Here is a 19,103-nt window from a genome sequence, read left to right as displayed (position 1 = left end):
CGGGGCGGGTGTCACAGCATGCCGCCCACGCTACCCGCGGGCCGGGGAGCTGACGAGGGGGCGGGGGCGTGCCGTCGCCCCGGATCCCGGCGGTCGGAAGCGGGTAGAGCTGCCCGTACGGCGTGATCGCCGGAAGGGACCGAGCAAACGGAACAAGGGGAATGGGGTACGCGGTGAGAATCGAGTCGGCCGAGGTCGTCATCACCAGTCCGGGGCGCAATTTCGTCACCCTGCGCATCGTCACCGAGGACGGGGTCACGGGTCTGGGGGACGCCACGCTCAACGGCCGTGAGCTGGCCGTCGCCTCGTATCTGCGGGACCACGTGGTGCCGCTGCTGCTCGACCGGGACGCCTCGCGCATCGAGGACACCTGGCAGTATCTGTACCGCGGGGCGTACTGGCGGCGGGGTCCGGTGACCATGGCCGCCATCGCGGCCGTCGACACGGCGCTGTGGGACATCAAGGCCAAGGCCGCCGGAATGCCGCTGTACCAGTTGCTGGGCGGGGCCTCGCGCAGCGGGGCGCTGGCCTACGGACACGCCTCCGGCCGGGACATCCCCGAGCTGCTCGACTCCATCCGCGCCCATCTGGCGCAGGGCTATCGCGCGATCCGGGTGCAGACCGGCATCCCGGGGCTGGCCTCGGTCTACGGGGTGGCCTCCTCCAGCGCGGGCGGCGGGGAGCGCTACGACTACGAACCCGCGCGCCGGGGATCGGGGCCCCGGGTGCTGCCCGCCGAGGAGAGCTGGGACACCCGGGCCTATCTGCGCCATGTGCCGACGGTGTTCGAGGCGGTACGGCAGGAGTTCGGCCCGGAGCTGCCGCTGCTGCACGACGGCCACCACCGGATGACGCCCATCCAGGCGGCCCGGCTCGGCAAGGCGCTGGAGCCGTACGACCTGTTCTGGCTGGAGGACGCCACACCCGGCGAGGACCAGACGGCGCTGCGGCTCATCCGGCAGCACACCACCACCCCGCTGGCCATCGGCGAGGTCTTCAACCACGTCCACGACTACACCACCCTGCTGAGCGAGCGGCTGATCGACTATGTGCGCTCGGCGGTGACCCACACCGGCGGGGTCACCGCCATGCGCAAACTGCTGGACCTGGCCGCGGTCTACGGGATCAAGTCCGGCATCCACGGCCCGACCGACATCTCCCCGGTGGGCATGGCCGCGGCGCTCCATCTGGATCTCGCCATCCACAACTTCGGCATACAGGAGTACATGCCGCACACCGCCGACACCCTGGAGGTCTTCCGCACCGCCTTCCGCTTCGAGGACGGGCTGCTGCACCCGTCCGACACCCCGGGCCTGGGTGTCGAGCTGGACACCGAGGCCGCCGGGCGGTTCCCGTACCAGCCCGCCTATCTGCCGGTGAACCGGCTGGCGGACGGCACGGTGCACGACTGGTGAGCGGGGGTACGGTGAGCGTCGCAGCAGGAGAGAAGAGGGAGCATGGAGCAGCGTGAGTTCGGCCGGCTCGGCCGCAAGGTCTCGGTCGTGGGCCTGGGCACCTGGCAGTTGGGCGCGGACTGGGGCGAGGTCGGCGAGCAGGACGCCCTGGCGGTGCTGGACGCGGCCGTCGCAGCGGGCGTGACGTTCTTCGACACCGCCGATGTGTACGGGGACGGGCGCAGCGAGCGGCTCATCGGGCGGTATCTGCGGGAGCGTCCGGACTCCGGGATCTTCGTGGCGACCAAGATGGGGCGGCGGCTGCCGCAGCTCGAGGAGAACTACACGCTGGACAACTTCCGCGCGTGGACCGACCGTTCGCGGGCCAATCTGGGGGTGGACACCCTGGATCTGGTGCAGTTGCACTGCCCGCCGTCCGCGGTGCACTCCTCGGCCGCGGTCTTCGACGCGCTGGACACGCTGGTGGCGGAGGAGCGCGTGGCGGCGTACGGGGTGAGCGTCGAGACATGCGCGGAGGCGCTGGCGGCGATCGCGCGCCCTGGGACGGCGAGCGTGCAGATCATCCTGAACCCGTTCCGGCTCAAGCCGCTGGAGGAGGTGGTGCCGGCGGCGCGGGAGGCCGGTGTGGGGATCATCGCGCGGGTGCCGCTGGCGTCCGGTCTGCTGTCGGGGAAGTACACCAGGGACACCGTCTTCGCCGAGAACGACCACCGCACCTTCAACCGGCACGGCGAGATGTTCGACCAGGGCGAGACGTTCTCGGGCGTGGGCTTCGAGGAGGGTCTCGAGGCGGCGGTGGAGTTCGCGGAGCTGGCGCCCCAGGGGGCCACCCCCGCGCAGACCGCGCTGCGGTGGATCGTCCAGCAGCCGGGCGTGACCTCGGTCATCCCGGGGGCGCGTTCGCCCGAGCAGGCCCGGGCGAACGCGGACGCGGCGGGGCTGCCCCCGCTGCCCGGCGCCACGCTGGACGCCGTCGGCGACCTGTACGACCGGCGGCTCCGGGCCCGGGTGCACCCTCGCTGGTAACGGTGGCCCGAGAGGCTCAGAAACCGGCGTCCGCCGCCCACGCGTCAAGTTCGCGCTGGGCGGCGGCGCGCAGCTCCGCCGAGGGGGCGGCGGTGCCGTCGGCGATCAGCGCGTAGTGCACGGTGCCGGTGCCCGCGTCGGCCGGGGCGGAGAGCACCAGCCGGCGCGTGTCGGTGCCGCCGGGCTCCGCGGCGGTGGCGATGGGATGGTCGGCGGTGTGGCCGTGTGCGGTGTACGCGGGCGGCCCGGTGACGGTGCCCAGATCGGAGACGACGGTGGTCCGGCCGGGGTCGAAGTCGCGGGGCAGCCGCAGTTCGGTGGGCGCCTCGGTGTCGCCGTCGGAGCGCCACACCAGCATGCCGTAGCGCCCGGAGCCGGTCAGCCCGGCCACGTTCGGCAGGCTGCCGGGGATGCGGTTCCAACTGAGCGTGGTGGAGCCGTCGCGTGAGCGGTCCTCGAAGGTGAAGGCGAGGGTGCGGCCCGCGACGGCGCGCGGATAGAGCCGGTCGAGCAGCCGGGCGTCCTGGCGGAGCCCTGCGTTGCCGGAGTCGTCGAGGCGCACGGCCGAGAGGTCCTCGCCGTTCCAGGCGTCGCCCTCGGTGAGGACCTTGCCGGTGTTGCCGTTCATGGCCTCGTGGTGGCGGCCGCTGTAGATGTCCCACTGCCACTGGGTGGAGGAGAGCACGGCGCCGGAGGCGGCCGGCCGGGTCCACCAGGTGGCGCCGGGGAGCCGGGAGTCCAGTGCCTGGTACATGCCCTTGACGACGGTGGGGGCCTTGTCGGAGGTGAAGCCGGTCAGCGGATGGCCGAACTCGCTCATGACGGCCGGAAGGTCCAGGGCGGTGGAGCGGTCCCGCAGGGCGCCGAAGTCGCCCGCGTACTGGCCGTCTGCCGCCTTGCCGGGCATGAAGATCCCGGAGATGGCCTTCTGGTCGTAGTAGTGGGTGTTGAAGACATAGTCGGGGCCGGGCTTTCCGGCGTCGAGGAGTCCGCCCTCCTGGCGCTGGAAGTCCAGGTTGGAGTTCCAGAACATATTGGGCTCCACGAAGGCGGGCTTGTCCTGCCAGCCCGCGGCGTCCATGCGGGCGCGGAACTTCTCGTAGAAGGGCCACAGCACGCTCTTCTCCCAGGTGCGGCTGTTCTGGCCGTCGTCGTACGCGCCCGCGTACGGCTCGTTGAGCGGGTCGAAGCCGACGACGCGGGTGAACTGGTCGTCGGTGAGGTGCCGGGCGAGGTAGGTCATGGTCGTCCCGGCGGTGGCCAGGAAGGCGTCCTGGACGCGGACGGTGCCCGCGCCGGTGGTCAGGGCGCGGTTGCGCCAGAAGTCGCGGGTGGCGTCTTTGACCGCCTGGTTCTGGGTGATGTTCTGGCCCCAGTGCACGCAGATGCCGCAGGACTCCTTGGGGTATCCGCCCGCGTCGATGACCCATTTCGGCGCGCCGTCGCCGCTGTACCAACTGTCCTTGTCGAAGAGACGGCCGGAGTACAGGTCCTGGTGGAAGTCGGGGAAGACCCGGATTCCGGCGTCCAGGAACGCCTTCATCTGCGCGGTGGCCTTCTCCAGATAGCCGGTGTCCACCTGGCCGGGCTCGGGCTCGGCGTGGGCCCAGGACAGCAGGAAGCGCACCGCGTTGGCCCCGGTCAGGGTCCGCATGGCGGCGGCGGATGTCCTGGCGTCGGCGGTGGAGGCGAAGGGGAGCCCGCCGTTCTCCTCCAGTTTGGTCTCGCCGGACACATTGAAGCCGCGCAGCACGACCTCGCGGCCGTGTCCGTCGGCGAACCGGGTGCCGTCCACGGTCACCTGGTCCGCCGCCCGGCCGTCGAACCAGGGCGCCTCGGCCGCGGCCGCCGGAGTGCCCGGGGCCGCGGCCGCCGCCAGCAACGCAGCGGCCACCCCGAGCAACCGGGTGCGACCCGGTCGGGGGCGGCCGATCCGTATCCCTCGCGTCTTTTGAGTCGGCATGGACCTACCGTCCAGTAGATCTGAGGGATCGTCAACTAGTTGTGCACAGAGCGGAGTTCGGCCCTGTGGTGATGCGGCTACCGCCGGAATCCGGTTACTTCTGGAATCCCGCGCCCAGGGCCGCACCGGCCTCCGGCGCCCCGAGGGAGTCGGGCCCGAAGGAGACGACGCCGCTCGTGGTGAGGCCGCCGGACTGGCCGCGCAGCACCCATGCCGCACCGCTGGTGGACTGGGCGCCGTCCTCGTCGGGGGCGCCCACCGCCAGGTCGTCCTTGCCGTCGCCGTCGGTGTCGGCGAGCCGGACCGCCATGCCGAAGTGGTCACCCGCCTCGGCGGCACCGGGGACACCGGCGGTGTCCTGGGTGAACGCCTGGGCTCCGGTGCCGGACAGCCCGCCCCGGCCGCCGTAGAGCTGGACGACGCTGCCCGCTTCCTTCTGGCCGGCCTCCAGGGCCTCGTACGGGATGCCGACGGAGATGTCCGCGTAGCCGTCGCCGTTGACGTCGCCGGAGCTGAGCGAGTAGCCGAACTGGTCGCCGTCCTCGTTGACGCCGGGGACGCCCGCGGTGTTCTGGTCGATGGTGGTGGTGCGGGTGGTGCTCGGCCCCGAGGCGGTGCCGTAGAGGACCTTCAGGGTGCCGTGGTCGTACGGCAGGTTCTCGACGACGTTCCCCGGGACCGTGCGCAGCACCAGATCGCCGTGGCCGTCGTTGTCGACGTCGCCGATGGTCGCGGAGGCGGCGTCGGTGAGGTCCTTGACCTTCGGCGACAGGCCCTTGTCGTCCCCCTTGAAGAACAGGCTGGACTGGGACATCTCCTCGAAGGCGTGGGTGGAGACGAGGTCGTCCTTGCCGTCGCCGGTGATGTCGCCCGCGGTCAGACTGGTCGGCCCGTCGAACCTGCCGGTGTCGGAGAAGGAGCTGCCCGCCTCCTTGCCGTCGCGGGTGAACGGGCCGAGACGGACGCGCAGGCCGGTCTTCTCGTCCTCCGAGCCCTCGTCGACGGTGACCACATCGACCAGGTCGGCCTTGCCGTCGCCGTTGAAGTCACCGCCCACGATGTCGCTGGAGCCCCAGTGGTCGCCGTTGCCTGCGGGCAGCTCGGTGCCACCGGTCAGGCCGTTCGCCGAACCCCACAGGACCGTGATGGCCGGGGAGTCACCGGCCTGGACCGCCAGATCGGTGTAGCCGTCGCCGTCCAGGTCGCGGGCGACCGTATGGGCCCCGAAGTACGCCGAGGCGGTGGGGTCACCGGGGACGCCGTCGGTGGCCTGGCTGATGACCTGGCGGTGGGCGGTGTCCGCGCCGGAGGCGGAGCCGTAGACCACGGCGACATAGCCCGCCTTGGCCTTGCCGCCCACTGTGCCGGCGGGGGCGGAGACGGCGAGGTCGGCGCGTCCGTCCTTGTTGAAGTCGACCTTGGGGGCGGCGGCCGCGGCGGTGCGGGCCTCGGCGGCGCCCGCCGAGGGCAGGGCGAGTAAAGCGGGGGTGGTCACAAGTGCCGCCACTGTCGCGCAGCGCACGACGGTGGTGAGGGAACGGGAGCGCACAGATCCTCCTGCTCGTTGATGAGCGTTTACCTCATGTACACCCACCTGGACCCGTGACGTCGCCTCAGGGTTGCACCGCCGTTCCCAGGGATTTCCCTAGTCCGCCTCGTCCACGTAGCGGAGCACGCCCATCATGTGCGTGTCGTCGACCTCTTCCGCGGGCGCCGCCACGCACTCGGTCAGCCGCTTGGTGAGGGTGCCGGCGTCGATCCCGGTGCCGATCATCACCAACTGGGTGGTGCGGGGCTCATCGCGCTCCCAGGGCGACGGCTGGAAGCGGAGATACGAGCCGACCGCGTGCAGCGCGAACTTCCGCTCCCGGCCCGCGCCCGCGAAGTGGAGGAACCCCTTGGCGCGGTAGAGGCCCGCCGGAAGGCTGTCGAGGAAGGCCATCAGCCGGCGCGGATGGAGCGGCTCGGCCGCGGTGAATTCCATGCTCTCGTAGGCGGCGTGGAGGTGGTGACCGTGGTCATGGCCGTCACCGCACGCGTCCTGGCCGCACCCGTCCTCGGCAGGTACGTCGTCGCCCCACACATCGGCGAACGAGAGCTGTCGGAAGCCCTCCTCGGCGGTCTCCCGGGGCCGGTGGTCGAAGAGGAGCGCGGGGTCGACGCGCCCATGTGCGGCGGCCAGGACCGGGGCACCGGGGGCGATCTCCTGGAGGGTCTCCACCAGATCCCGCCGCTCGTCCTCGGCGACGCGGTCGGTCTTGTTGAGCACGATGAGGTCCGCGGCGCGGACATGGCGGTCCAGCTCGGGATGGCGGACGCGGGTGTCCGGGAACTCCGCGGCGTCCACGACCTCCACCAGGCCGCCGTAGACGATCCGCTCATTGGTGCTGGACAGCAGCGTACGGATCATGCTCTGCGGTTCGGCGAGGCCGCTGGCCTCGATCACCACCACATCGATGCGCAGCTCCGGATCGGTGAGCCGGTCGAGCATCTCGTCCATCTCGGAGGCGTCCGCCGCGCAGCACAGACAGCCGTTCTCGATCGGGATCATCGAATCGACCTGTCCGGCGACGGCCATGGCGTCGATGTTGATCGATCCGAAGTCATTGACGATGACGCCGATGCGGGTGTCCGCGCTGTCCCGCATCAGATGGTTGAGCATCGTCGTTTTCCCGGAGCCCAGAAAACCCGTGACGAGAATGACCGGAATCCGTTGTGTGGCCAAGGTTGCGTCTCCGTGCGGCGGTTCGTGGCGGTCTCGGGTGACCGCTCATGCTATCCGGCCGCGGGCCGGGCCGATCCCCGGCCCGCGGACCGTCAGCGAACCCCGTCAGGGAATCTCGATGCCCGCCTCGGCCGAGAGGCGGTCGATCTCGGCCAGCTCGGCCTCGCTGAAGGCGGGCGAGTCCAGCACCGAGACGTTCTGCTCCAACTGCGCGACGCTGCTCGCGCCGATCAGCACCGAGACCACCCGGGGGTCGCGCAGCACCCAGGCGAGCGCAAGCTGGGCGAGGGTCTGGCCGCGCCCCTCCGCCAGCTTGTTGAGGGCGTGCAGCAGGGACAGCCGCTCCTCGGTGAGCGTCTCGCGCTTGAGGAAGTGGCCGAGCGCCATCCGCGAATCGGCCGGCACCCCATGGAGGTACCGGTCGGTGAGCTGTCCCTGCGCCAGCGGCGAGAAGGCGATGACCCCGACGCCCGCCTCGGCGGACGCCTGGAGCACCCCGCCCTCGACCCCGCGCTGGAGGATCGAGTACGGATGCTGGTTGATCAGGTACGGGGTGCGCAGGTCCTTCAGGATCGCGGCGGCCTCGGCGATCGCCTCCGGCGGGTAGTTGGACAGGCCCGCGTAGAGCGCCTTGCCCTGGCGCACCGCGCTGTCGAGGGCGCCCATCGTCTCCTCGAGCGGGGTGTCCGGGTCGAAGCGGTGGGAGTAGAAGACATCGACGTAGTCCAGCCCCATCCGGGACAGCGACTGGTCGAGGCTGGCCAGGACGTACTTGCGCGAGCCCCACTCGCCGTACGGCCCCGGCCACATGAGGTATCCGGCCTTGCTGGCGATGAACAGCTCATCGCGATAGGGGCGGAAGTCCTGGGCGAAGATCGAGCCGAAGTTGGTCTCGGCGCTGCCGGGCGGCGGACCGTAGTTGTTGGCCAGATCGATATGGGTGACACCGAGGTCGAAGGCGCGGCGCAGCACAGCGCGCTGGGTCTCCAGGGGGTGGGTGTCGCCGAAGTTGTGCCACAGGCCGAGCGAGACCTTGGGGAGCTGCACACCACTGCGTCCGCAGCGCTGGTACTGCATGGAGTCGTAGCGATTCTCGGCGGCGAGGTGGACCATGCGCGTCGTCCTTGTCCGTACGGTGCGGTTGGGAGCGTGCGGGCCGTGGGGACGGCCCGCACGCCTGAGCTTGTCAGCTTTGGGCCAAAGTGGCGACCTCATTCCCGCTGAGTGTTCTGCCGTACACGCGGAAGTCGTCGAACGCGGCCTTCAGGTACGGGTCCGGGTACTGCGACTTGCCGAGGTAGCCGGCGCGGATGTGGTTGCCGAAGTGGACGGGCTCGACGGTGACGGCGGTGTTGCGTCCCGCCTCGCGCCCGCCCACGTAGAGGACGGCGGTGCCGCTGCCGTAGGCGACGGCGACATGCACCCACTGGCCGGTGGGCAGCGGGGCGGCCTCGATGCGCTGCTCGGCTCCGCCACCGCCCGCCGTGATGGCGAAGCGCAGCTTCCCGGAGTCGGCGACGGGGGTGAGGAACATATTGGCGGTCACCCCGGTGCCGATGTCGAAGATCCGGGTCCAGGCGGCGGGAGTGCCGTCCAGCCGGACCCAGGTGGCCAGGGTGTACGCCCGGGCGCCGGCCAGGAGGTCGTCGGCGAGGACGACATGGCCGTCGGTGCCGTTCAGGGCGACCGCGCCGCCGGTCCTGCCCGCCGTCCAGGAGGCGCCCCCGGTGAGCCGGGCGGTCCTGCCGCGACCGGTGGCGTCGGCTGCGGTGGTGCCGGAGGTCTCGTCGAAGCGGTGCCAGGCGGCGAAGGCGGGCGGCGGGGTGGGCGGCTGCCCGGTCAGCCAGTACACGTTGTAGTGCTGGTGGTGGACGCGGGCGACCGGCAGCAGGGTCACGCTCTCGCCACTGGCCGTGGCGCTGAACCGCATGGGGCTGGTGGCGTTCTGGGCCACGGATCCCTTGTCCAGGCGCGGCATGGTCATTCCGGTGCGGCCGCCGTACGCCCCGGCGAGCACGACGGGCCCGTAGAGCACGGCCTGGACATCGGGGTCGTCGGGGGTGGGGTCGAACGTCAGCTTCATCGGCAGGGTCACCTCGACCCGGTCGCCGGTCTTCCACCGGCGGTCGATGACCAGCCAACTGCCGGGGGCCGGCCGGTCGGCGAGGGGGGTGCCATTGAGCGTGGCGCGGGCTCCCGCCGTCCAGGAGGGGATGCGGACGCGCAGTTCGAGGGAGGCGCCACCGGAGACGACGCCGAGGGTGGTGGTCTGCTGGTCGGGGAAGCCGGTGGTCTGGCGCCAGGTGATGCCCTTGTCCTGCCAGCGCAGTTCGGCGGGGATGAAGAGGTTCACCAGCAGGCTGCGGTCGGCGTGGGTGTAGATGGTGTCGGCGAACTTGGCCTGGGTCTCCATGCCGCTGCCGTGGTCGCAGGAGAAGTTGTCGTAGTCGGTGGAGTACTGATTCGGGTCGGTGCCCATGAAGGACGGCTGCTGTTTGAAGGAGCCGGGGGCGAGACCGGTGTAGTAGATGTTGAAACCATGGGCCGAGTCCGGGTCCTGCTCGCCCAGCATCTGGTTGAGCAGGGTGCGCTCGTAGTAGTCGAGCAGATCCGTGCGCTCCGGCGCGTGGAAGTGGATCAGCCGGGTGAGCTTGAGCATGTTGTAGCTGTTGCAGTTCTCGCAGGCGTTGTCGGAGAGCTGGGCGGCGATGGCGTCGGGCTCGTGGAACGCCTCCCCGTTGCTGTTCCCGCCGATGACATAGGTGTGGTGATCGGTGACGATCTTCCAGAAGTTCTCGCCGATGGTGCGGTAGCGGCTGTCGAGCCCCTCCTCCCACAGCCGCATGGCGCCGACCATCTTGGGGATCTGGGTATTGGCGTGCAGCCCGGCGAGCCGGTCCTCGTTCCGGGCGAGCGGGTCGAAGACGCGGGCGTGGGTGAAGCGCTCGGCGACCTTCAGCCAGCGGCTGTCGCCGGTGATCTCGTGCAGATCGGCGAGGACGTCGTTCATGCCGCCGAACTCGGTCTGAAGCACCCGCTGCATCTGGTCGTAGCTCAGCTTCCCGGTGCGGGTGTCGACCCAGGCGGCCTGGCGCAGCACGGTCTGAAGGGCCTCGGCGTCGCCCGCGAGCCGGTACTGGTCGACAAGCCCGGCCATGATCTTGTGAATGGTGTAGTACGGGGCCCACACCCCGGTGCCGGCCTCCAGCCGGTCGAAGAAGCTCTCGGGGAACGCCGAGAGATAGCCCTGGCCGTAGCCGGCGGCCGGGGATCCGGCCTGGCAGGCGGCGAGCGCCGAGACCAGTGCGCGGCCCTTGTCGCGCAGCGCGGTGTCACCGGTGGCCGCGTACGTGAGCGCCAGTCCGGACAGGAGGTGGCCGGTGCTGTGGCCGCGCAGCTCCGTGGTGGGGCTCTCCCAGCCGCCGCAGGGCTGGGCGCCGCTGGGCAGGCCGACGTTGAGGCGGAAGGTGTGCAGCAGCCGGTCGATGTCCACGAAGCGCAGATAGGCGGTGTTGCGGGACTGGTTGTCCTTGAAGGCGCCGGGGAGCAGGGTCACGGCGGTGAGCGGAAAGGGCTGGACGCCGGTCAGCGCCTTGGGCTTGCCGTGGGTCTCGCCCGGGGGCGCCGCCGCGGCGGTTCCCCCAGCCGCGACGGTGAGCGCCACGGCCGCGGCCCCGGTGGCGGTCGTGGTGATGAAGTGCCGTCTGTCGACTGGTTCGCTCATGACTGCCCTCACCGAGGTTCGAAATTACGAACAATGTCCGACATCATGTGCATGGTGAAGGTACCGGCCCTCCCAGGGAAGTCAACAGCTCCCAGGCACCGGCGGTACGGGTGCGGTTGCGGTCACACGGTCTCCTTCAGGACGGTGAAGTGGCGGGCGAATCCGGTGAGCCCGGGCAGCTCCCGGATCGGCGTCCAGGTCCGGAAGCCGTCGAGGCTGTCGCTGTAGTAGTACTTCTGCTCGGTGTAGCCGTCGAAGTAGATCCGCCAGCCGCCGTTGTCCAGGCGCGCCAGTGCCGGTCCCTCGCGCCGGCTTCCCCAGCCCGCCCAGTCGCCGGTGCCGCGGAAGGTGTACGGCCCGCCGAGGCTGTTCGCGGTCGCGTGCTCGATGTACTTGGTCGTCTCCTGCTTGGTGAAGGCGTGATACTGCCCGGCGTGGCGGACGACGAAGGTGTCGATGTAGTTGGACGCGTCCAGACCCCGCAGCGGCGTGGGGGTGGTCCATGACGACAGCGACGCGTCGGTGGCGGTGAGCAGATGCGGCCGGAAGATGGAAGCGGGTGTGGAGGCGGTGTCCAGCGAGACGATGATGTTGACGCTGCCGCCGTCGTCGACGAAGAACTCCGGCGCCCAGGTGCGCTCGAGACCGGACACCGGCAGGGTGTGATCGCGGACGAAGGTCCAGGTGAGGCGGTCACGGCTGCGCGCGAAACCGATGGTGTTCCCGGTCCAGTTCGTCGTGTAGACGATGTAGTAGTAGCCGTCGGTGTGCTTGATGACGCTGGGGTCGCGGATGAGCCCGGACGGCGGGGTGTAGGCGGGTCCCTTGAGCAGCGTGTACGTGGTCGCGTCGGACGACTGGTAGACGTACATGTTCGACTCGCTGCTGTTGGTGAACGCCGTCATGGTGTAGCGGGTGGCGGCCGTGGTGTCGCGCGCCGGTGCGTCGGCCACGGGCACACCGAAGTCCGGGGTGCCGTCGGCCTTCCAGCCGAGGGCCTGGACGCGGGTGTGCCGGTTGGGGTCGTTCAGCGGGTCGCCGGTGATGTCCTTGTACTGGCGGGCGTGGTAGACGAGGAGGTCGGTGCGGCCATCCTCGGCGACGGTGAAGGAGTTGTGGCCGGGCCCGTACTGCTTGGTGGTGTCATTGCTGGTGAAGACCGGCCGCGGGCTCTTCTTCCAGGAGGCGGCGGCGAGCAGGTCGCTGCCGGCGGAGGCGGTCAGCAGCCCCATGCAGTAGTTGGCGTCGGTGGCGCTGGCGGAGTAGGCGAGGAAGAGGTGGCCGTTCCGCTGAAGGACCGAGGGGCCCTCGTTGACCTTGAAGCCACGGGTCTCCCAGTCGTACGTCGGCCGGGAGATCTCCACCTGGCGCCCGGTGATGGTCCACGGGTTCGCCATCCGGGCCAGGTAGATGCTCGAGTTGTTTCCGACGTCCGGGTTGCTCTGCGCCCAGACGAGATAACGCGTGCCCTGGTGGATGAAGGTGGAGGCATCCAGGGAGAAGGAGTCGATGGGCGTGGCGATGCGGCCCTTCTCGGTCCAGGTCCCGGCCAGGGGGTCGGCGCTCGCGTTCTCCAGCACCCACATCCGGATCTTCCAGACGTCGTTCGCCGGCGCGGAGGCGAAGTAGATGTACCACTTGCCGTCGATGAAGTGGATTTCCGGGGCCCATATGTGGGCGCCCATGTCGCCGCTGGTGTGCTTCTTCCAGATCACCGACTCGGCGGCGGTGGCCAGGCCGCCGATGGTCCTGGAGCGCCGCAGGACGATGCGGTCGTACTCGGGGACGGTGGCGGTGAAGTAGTAGTAGCCGTCGGTGTGCTTGACGATATGCGGATCGGCGCGGCGGGGCACCAGCGGATTGGCGTACGAGGCGGCCCTGGTGGCGGCCCGCGACGCGGTGGGGGTGGCGGCCTGCGCGATACCGGGTGCTCCGGCGGCGGCCCCCAGGGCGAGGGCGCCCATCACCACATGCCTGCGGCTGGGCCGGTGTTCTGCGCTGCGGCTCATGCGGTTCTCTCCTGCTCTGGAGAGCAGAAGCCGTTGAAGCGGGTGCCGCTCGCGGTGAGGGGAACCACGAGAGCGAGGGCGGCCGGCAGCGCGAGCAGCGCTGCCGGCGCTCTCCGGGGTCGGGTGGCATGCGGGGGCATCAGAGGGCTCCTGCGATCCGAAGTGATCGAATTTGTTCGGAGATTAAGGGTTCTGATGACTTCCGGCAGCCCCTGGAGAGGGTGCGAAAGTTTCGAAAACCGTGGAGCCCTGGAAGACGCGCGATGGGGCGGTGTGGTGAGGGGGCGGGTCAGACGAAGGTCTGGCGCTGGAGCCAGAGGTCCCTGGCGGTTCCGCTGCCCTGGATGAAGACATAGAGCAGATTCTCCTCGTTGAGGATGGGGACGCCGATGCCCGCGGAGCCGATGACCCCGCCGAGGGACTGGAAGCCGCTGTAGGCCGTGCCGTTCTCCGTGGTCTGCACGGCGACCCACAGGGCGTTGTCGGTGGCCTTGATGAACACGTTGACCCGGCCGTCCTGGGCGAGGGCGCAGGTGGGCCGCCAGACGATCTGGGCGCCGAGGCTCACGGGGGCGCCGAATGTGGCGTAGTCGTCGCTCTGGCCGACGCGCCGGACGGTCCCGTCGGAACCCCGGTAGAAGATCTGCACCCGGCCGGCCGCGTCGAGGCACACCGAGGGGCGGCTGGTCACGTTGGAGGCGTCGAGGGTGAAGGGCCCCCAGACGGTGGCGTTCTCGGTCTGCTGCTGGATGGTGTACAGGGTCTCGCCCGTGCCCTTGACCGCCACCACGATCCGCCCTCCCCCGTCGAGGATGGGCGAAGGCGTGGCGAAGATGGCACCGCCCAGCGATGTGGCGGCGGTGTAGGTCTCGTACTGGAGGTCCTGGTTGCGCAGGTACCACAGGGCGTCGTCGGCGCCGGGGAAGAACACATAGATGCGGCCGTCGGCGCCGAGCGCCGCGGCCGGATCGTCCCCGATGCCGGTGGCCAGGACCTGGGGTGGTCCGTACCCGGAGTTGATGGAGGTCTGGGTGATGACCTCCAGATTGTTGCCCGGGGTGCGGTAGAAGACCCGGACCTTGCCGTCCTTGCCCCGGATCGGCGCGGGAATGCCGTCGACGGACAGGCCCGGGTATTGCTGCCAGGGACCCCAACTGCCGTCCCGGGCCTCCACCCTGCTCCACAGGACGTTGGACCCGCCCCGGATGAAGACCTGCACCCGGTCGTCGGCGAACGCGACCGGGGCGGGCTCGGAGTGGATGCCGCCCTGAAGGTTGATCCAGGTGCCCCAGACGGTGCCGGGGGTGGTGGAAACGGTCATGAGAGGACCTCCCTCTTCTCGTGAAGCCACGAGACTGCACGGATACACCGTCAATTCCCGGGGAAAGCATGGCGGATACCCGAAGAAGGGAAGATGTATGGATATGACCGATTCATTATTATGAGGGACTGATGTCAGATTAAATACGCTCGCTTGCTGAGGAGATTCGTCACGCGAAAGGAGAGATGCTGATCGTGGACCCGCCGTTGACCTTCCCCGAAGGGGAAGCCCGAGCATGGTGGTCGCCGGGCGAGGTGCCCGGCGGCGAGGAGGGCGAACATGGGGCTGCTGACCATCGGTGCGTTCGCGAGGGCGTCGCGGCTGTCCCCCAAGGCGCTGCGCCTGTACGACGAGCTCGGGCTGCTGCCACCCGCCCGCGTCGATCCGCACTCCGGCTACCGCCGCTACGATCCGGCGCAGCTCGAGCGGGCCCGTCTGGTGGCGTGGCTGAGGCGGCTCGGCATGCCGCTCGCCGAGATCCGGATGGTGTGCGAGCTGGACCCGGAGGCGGCGGCGCGGGAGGTGCGCGCGTACTGGGCCCGGGTCGAGGCCGACACCGCGGCCAGAAGGGACCTGGCCGCCTTCCTCGTCGACCATCTGTCCGGGAGGGACACCACGATGACGTCCGACCACACCACCCTGGGGATCCGCTACGCCGTGCTCTCCGACACCGGCTCGGTCCGGGAGAGCAATGACGACGCCGGGTACGCCGGTCCGCGCCTGCTGGCCGTGGCCGATGGATTCGGGGGCGGACGGCACGCCGGCGAGGCGGCGATCGAGGCGCTCAAACCGCTGGACGCGGGCGTCCCGGGCGGGGAGTTGCTGAGCGCCCTGGAGGAAGCGGCGCACCGGGCCCGGGAGTCGGTCTCCGCGCTCGCCGCGTCCGACCCCGCGCTGCGGGATGTCGGCACGACGCTCACCGCGATGGTGTGGTCGGGCTCCCGGCTGGGGCTGGTCCATATCGGCGACTCGCGCGCCTATCTGCTGCGCGAGGGTGAGCTGTTCCAGATCACCCATGACCACACCGTGGTCCAGTCGCTGATCGACGAGGGTCGGATCACGCCCGAGGAGGCCGCCTCGCACCCCCAGCGGGCGCTGCTGCTGCGCGCCGTGGGCGGCGGTTCGGCGTTCGAGCCGGACTTCGCCCTGCGGGACGCCCGCGCCCAGGACCGCTATCTGCTGTGCTCGGACGGGCTGACGGGGGTCGTGCCCGCCGGGGAGATCCGGCGGGTGCTCGCCTCGGAGGACGATCCGGGCACGGCCGTACGGCAGTTGGTCGCCCTCGCCAACCGCGCGGGCGGGCCCGACAACGTCACCTGTGTGGTGGCCCATGTGGCCGAGCGGAGGGCACTGACCTCGGCGTAAGCCGCCGCCGCTGACCGATCGCCCACCCACCGTGACCGCTTGTTGAACGTTGATGAATGGTGTGTGCAAAAGCTTGTCGGCCGCAAGAACGCCTCCTTATGCTCGCGGCGGAAATCGCTTTCCACTCCTGCCGACCGGGAGACAGCCATGGCCGGCGGCGCGGCGTAAGGGGCAGGGCATGTCCGCAGGTCCGATCCGGCTCTCCCGGGGAGCGCACACCGCGCTCCGCCCGGCCACCGCGGCGCGGATCACCGGAGGCTTCTGGGCCGCCAGACGCCGTGTCAACGCCGAAGTGAGCGTTCCCCAGGGGCCGGACCGGCTGGAGCGGGCGGGCAATCTCGCCAATCTGCGGGCCGTCGCGGGGACGTCGCCGGCGGAGTCCGGCTTCCGGGGCGACTTCCCGTTCCAGGACTCCGATGTGCACAAGTGGCTCGAGGCGGCGTCCTGGCAACTGGCGGACGGCGGCGAGGGACCGGCCGAGGAGGAGCTGTCCCGGCAGGTGGAGCGGCTGGCCGGGCTGGTCGCGGCCGCGCAGGCCGAGGACGGCTATCTACAGACGTACTACCAGCTCGGGCCGGACGCCCGGCGGTGGGCGGAACCGCACTGGGGGCACGAGCTGTACTGTGCGGGCCACCTCCTCCAGGCCGCGGTCGCGCACCACCGGGCCACCGGCGCGGACGGGCTGCTCGATGTGGCGGTGCGGTGCGCCGATCTCGTCGACGCCACGTTCGGACCCGGCAGGAACGAGACGGTGTGCGGACATCCGGAGATAGAGACGGCGCTGGTCGAGCTGTACCGGGAGACCGGTGAGCGGCGCTATCTCGAGCTGGCCGGGTACTTCGTGGACCGGCGCGGGCACGGCAGCCTCGGCGACGGCCCGGCGGACGGCTCGCCCGGCCCCCGGCCCGGGGCGCCCTACTGGCAGGACCACATCCCGGTGCGGGCGGCGACGGCGGTCGCCGGGCATGCGGTGCGCCAGCTCTATCTCCTGGCCGGGGCCGCGGATGTGGCGGCGGAGACCGGCGACGCGGGGCTGCGGGACGCGCTGGTGCGGCTGTGGGAGGACATGGTCACGACGAAGACCTATCTGACGGGCGGGGTGGGGTCCCGGCACGAGCTGGAGTCCTTCGGGGACGCGTACGAGCTGCCGCCGGACCGGGCGTACGCGGAGACCTGCGCGGCCATCGCCGCCATCCACTTCGGATGGCGGATGGCGCTGCTGACCGGGGAGGCCCGCTACAGCGATCTGGTGGAACGGACCCTGTTCAACGGCTTCGCCTCGGGGGTGTCGATCGACGGTGAGCGCTGGCTCTATGTGAATCCGCTCCAGGTCCGCCAGGACGATGAGAGCCGTAAGGCCGCCACCGGTGACCGGAGCGCCCACCGGACGCCGTGGTTCCGGTGTGCCTGCTGCCCGCCCAATGTGATGCGGCTGCTGGCCTCGCTGCCGCACTACATGGCGAGCGGCGACGCCCAGGGGCTGCAACTGCACCAGTACGCGTCCGGCTCGTACGAGGCCGGCGGCGGGGCGGTGCGGGTGGGGACCGGCTACCCCTGGGAGGGGCGGATCGCGGTGGTCGTGGACGCGGCCCCGCAGGACACGGACTGGACGCTGTCGCTGCGCGTACCGCACTGGGCGACGGCGTACGAGGCGACGGTCGGCGGGGAGCCGGTGGCCGAGCGGGCCGAGAACGGCTGGCTGCGGCTGCGGCGCCGCTGGCGGCCCGGCGAGACGGTCGTGCTGAGCCTGCCCATGGACCCCCGGCTCACCCGGCCCGATCCGCGGGCCGACGGGGTGCGCGGCTGTGCCGCGATCGAGCGCGGCCCGCTGGTGTACTGCCTGGAGCAGCCCGATCAGCCCGCCGGGCTGCGGCTGGACGACATCGTCCTCGACCCGGATGCCACGCTGGGCGCGGAGCACCGGCCGGAGCTGCTGGGCGGGGTGACCGTGCTCACCTCCCTGGCGCTGCGCCATGCCGTCGCACGCGACGGGTGGTGGCCGTACCGCGACGGCGGCGCGGGCTCGGGCGGCGGCGCGCGCCCCGGCGGGGACGCTGGCCCGGGCGGGGACGCGGGTGGCTCGGAAGTCCCCGAGCCGGTGCCGGTGACCGCGATCCCGTACTACGCGTGGGCGAACCGCGAGCCCGGCGCGATGCGGGTGTGGACCCCGCTCCGGGCCCTGAGCGGCTGACCTTTGCGGAACAGGCCCAGGCCCCTGACCTGCTGGTCTTCTATTCACGCCCTGACCGGCTGATCTTCACCTGACCCCGGCACGTCCCGCGCGGTGTCCACCGGAACTCGGCGGACACCCCATGCGTTCATCGCTCGAGGAACACGCTCTTGTGCCCGAGCGGCACCATTGCAACGGGAGGTGCCCCTTGAGCACCGGATCCACACCCCGCGGGGACGACGACGCCGACGGCTGGGACGACGTCACCCTCGACGAGGACTTCATACGGGGCGCCGAGGTCGCCGAGCCCGCCGCGCGCACCCGGATGCTGACCGCGCGGTGGCGGCGCGGCGCGCCCGAGCCCCAGCCCTGGCGGGCGGACGAGCCGCCGGCCGGCTGGTTCTGGAGCAAGCGCCGCAAGCGGCGCCGGCGGCGCTGACCTCGCCTCTCCGTTATCCGGTCGCAATTGCGCGCGTAAAGACACCGCGGCGTATCCGGTGGGAGGATTCGGCCCGACTCACTGATCATCGAGGTCCGTGGTCGTTCGCCGACCCTGTCCCGGAGGTGCCGTGTCCGCTCGCTCCGCGTTGCCCGTCATAGCCGTCGCCGCCGTATCCGCCCTCCTGGCCGGGTGCACCAGCACCAAGTCGTCGGGGTCCGGCGGCGGCGACATCAGCCTGGTGAATTCCGGGAAGCTCACCACCTGCACCCATCTGCCCTATCCGCCCTTCCAGTCCAAGCAGGGCAAGAAGATCGTCGGCTTCGATGTGGACATCGTCGACCTCGTGGCCTCGGCACTCGATGTGAAGCAGGAGATCGTGGACACGCCCTTCGAGGGCATCCAGTCCGGGGAGGATCTCAACACCAACCAGTGCGACGTGGCCGCCGCCGGGATGACCATCACCGACGTACGCGAGAAGAACCTGGACTTCTCCGCCCCGTACTTCGAGGCCACGCAGGCGCTGCTCACCACCAAGGGCAAGCCCTACAAGACCCTCGCCGACCTCAAGGGCAAGAAGCTCGCGGTCCAGCAGGGCACCACCGGTGAGAGTTACGCCCAGAAGCACGCCAAGGGCGCCAAGCTGGTCCAGTTCGAGGATCTCGCGCTGCTGCTGACCGCCGTCAAGACCGGGCAGACCGACGCGGGCATCAACGACAACGGTGTGCTCTACGACTACGTCAAGGACAACGCCGACACCGCGGTGACGGCCGAGTTCGACACCGGCGAGCAGTACGGCATCGCCGTGCGGACCGGCAATGACGCCCTGCGCAAGAAGATCGACGCGGTGTTGAAGGACGCCCGGACGGACGACTCCTACGACCGTATCTACAAGAAGTGGTTCGGCACCGCGCCCAAGAAATGACGCCCGCCGACGGCCATCGGA

At 70.5% G+C, this 19,103-nt stretch carries 13 protein-coding genes; 6 read left to right on the top strand and 7 right to left on the bottom strand.

Annotation, left to right across the window (positions count from 1 at the left end):
- The first annotated feature begins 173 nt into the window (after positions 1-173).
- A complete protein-coding gene (manD, locus tag ACK1X7_RS45295) occupies positions 174-1,415 on the top strand; it encodes a D-mannonate dehydratase ManD (protein ID WP_385154564.1) in 1,242 nt (413 codons plus the stop codon).
- A gap of 42 nt (positions 1,416-1,457) precedes the next feature.
- Positions 1,458-2,441 carry an aldo/keto reductase gene (locus tag ACK1X7_RS45290; RefSeq protein WP_385154561.1) on the top strand — a complete coding sequence of 328 codons (984 nt, stop codon included), beginning with the start codon at positions 1,458-1,460 and terminating at the stop codon, positions 2,439-2,441.
- A 16-nt stretch (positions 2,442-2,457) separates the two neighbouring features.
- Here the strand turns inward: ACK1X7_RS45290 and ACK1X7_RS45285 are convergent, their stop codons facing one another.
- From ACK1X7_RS45285 to ACK1X7_RS45255, 7 genes are all read right to left on the bottom strand, one after another.
- Positions 2,458-4,404 (bottom strand): cellulase family glycosylhydrolase, encoded by a 1,947-nt coding sequence (locus ACK1X7_RS45285; RefSeq protein ID WP_385154558.1) that lies wholly within the window; start codon positions 4,402-4,404, stop codon positions 2,458-2,460.
- A 94-nt stretch (positions 4,405-4,498) separates the two neighbouring features.
- Positions 4,499-5,953, bottom strand: coding sequence for an FG-GAP-like repeat-containing protein (locus ACK1X7_RS45280; protein WP_390792216.1), 1,455 nt, complete (start codon positions 5,951-5,953; stop codon positions 4,499-4,501).
- Positions 5,954-6,049: 96 nt separating this feature from the next.
- Positions 6,050-7,129 carry a CobW family GTP-binding protein gene (locus ACK1X7_RS45275; protein ID WP_385146127.1) on the bottom strand — a complete coding sequence of 360 codons (1,080 nt, stop codon included), beginning with the start codon at positions 7,127-7,129 and terminating at the stop codon, positions 6,050-6,052.
- 105 nt (positions 7,130-7,234) lie between these two features.
- Positions 7,235-8,242, bottom strand: a complete 1,008-nt coding sequence (locus tag ACK1X7_RS45270; RefSeq protein WP_385146125.1) for an aldo/keto reductase — start codon at positions 8,240-8,242, stop codon at positions 7,235-7,237.
- A 73-nt stretch (positions 8,243-8,315) separates the two neighbouring features.
- The gene (locus ACK1X7_RS45265; RefSeq protein ID WP_413116674.1) at positions 8,316-10,853 is read right to left on the bottom strand and encodes a beta-L-arabinofuranosidase domain-containing protein; all 2,538 of its coding nucleotides are present in this window, start codon (positions 10,851-10,853) and stop codon (positions 8,316-8,318) included.
- A gap of 122 nt (positions 10,854-10,975) precedes the next feature.
- Positions 10,976-12,862: a family 43 glycosylhydrolase gene (locus tag ACK1X7_RS45260; RefSeq protein WP_413116673.1), complete on the bottom strand. Its 1,887-nt coding sequence runs from the start codon at positions 12,860-12,862 to the stop codon at positions 10,976-10,978.
- A gap of 289 nt (positions 12,863-13,151) precedes the next feature.
- Positions 13,152-14,183 (bottom strand): hypothetical protein, encoded by a 1,032-nt coding sequence (locus tag ACK1X7_RS45255; protein ID WP_385149385.1) that lies wholly within the window; start codon positions 14,181-14,183, stop codon positions 13,152-13,154.
- 279 nt (positions 14,184-14,462) lie between these two features.
- Between ACK1X7_RS45255 and ACK1X7_RS45250 the strand changes: the two genes are divergently transcribed.
- From ACK1X7_RS45250 to ACK1X7_RS45235, 4 genes are all read left to right on the top strand, one after another.
- On the top strand, positions 14,463-15,548 hold the full coding sequence (locus ACK1X7_RS45250; protein ID WP_390795613.1) for a MerR family transcriptional regulator: 1,086 nt from the start codon (positions 14,463-14,465) through the stop codon (positions 15,546-15,548).
- Between the two features lie 178 nt (positions 15,549-15,726).
- Positions 15,727-17,739: a glycoside hydrolase family 127 protein gene (locus ACK1X7_RS45245; RefSeq protein ID WP_390795614.1), complete on the top strand. Its 2,013-nt coding sequence runs from the start codon at positions 15,727-15,729 to the stop codon at positions 17,737-17,739.
- A gap of 187 nt (positions 17,740-17,926) precedes the next feature.
- Complete coding sequence (locus ACK1X7_RS45240) at positions 17,927-18,157, top strand: hypothetical protein (protein WP_216343740.1); 231 nt, start codon at positions 17,927-17,929, stop codon at positions 18,155-18,157.
- A gap of 130 nt (positions 18,158-18,287) precedes the next feature.
- A complete protein-coding gene (locus ACK1X7_RS45235) occupies positions 18,288-19,082 on the top strand; it encodes an ABC transporter substrate-binding protein (protein ID WP_413116672.1) in 795 nt (264 codons plus the stop codon).
- The last annotated feature ends 21 nt before the right edge of the window (positions 19,083-19,103 follow it).

It is taken from the genome of Streptomyces sp. CY-1 (assembly GCF_047218265.1).
Lineage (GTDB): Bacteria > Actinomycetota > Actinomycetes > Streptomycetales > Streptomycetaceae > Streptomyces > Streptomyces niphimycinicus.
The sequence above is the reverse complement of the archived record's forward strand: the minus strand, read 5'-3'. Positions and strand labels throughout refer to the sequence as shown.

Bases quoted from the DNA above. Each gene is read 5' to 3' on its own strand.
- ACK1X7_RS45290 (WP_385154561.1), top strand. From the start codon at position 1,458: ATGGAGCAGCGTGAGTTCGGCCGGCTCGGCCGCAAGGTCTCGGTCGTG.
- ACK1X7_RS45285 (WP_385154558.1), bottom strand. From the start codon at position 4,404: ATGCCGACTCAAAAGACGCGAGGGATACGGATCGGCCGCCCCCGACCG.
- ACK1X7_RS45270 (WP_385146125.1), bottom strand. From the start codon at position 8,242: ATGGTCCACCTCGCCGCCGAGAATCGCTACGACTCCATGCAGTACCAG.
- ACK1X7_RS45265 (WP_413116674.1), bottom strand. From the start codon at position 10,853: ATGAGCGAACCAGTCGACAGACGGCACTTCATCACCACGACCGCCACC.
- ACK1X7_RS45260 (WP_413116673.1), bottom strand. From the start codon at position 12,862: ATGAGCCGCAGCGCAGAACACCGGCCCAGCCGCAGGCATGTGGTGATG.
- ACK1X7_RS45255 (WP_385149385.1), bottom strand. From the start codon at position 14,183: ATGACCGTTTCCACCACCCCCGGCACCGTCTGGGGCACCTGGATCAAC.
- ACK1X7_RS45250 (WP_390795613.1), top strand. From the start codon at position 14,463: ATGGGGCTGCTGACCATCGGTGCGTTCGCGAGGGCGTCGCGGCTGTCC.
- ACK1X7_RS45245 (WP_390795614.1), top strand. From the start codon at position 15,727: ATGTCCGCAGGTCCGATCCGGCTCTCCCGGGGAGCGCACACCGCGCTC.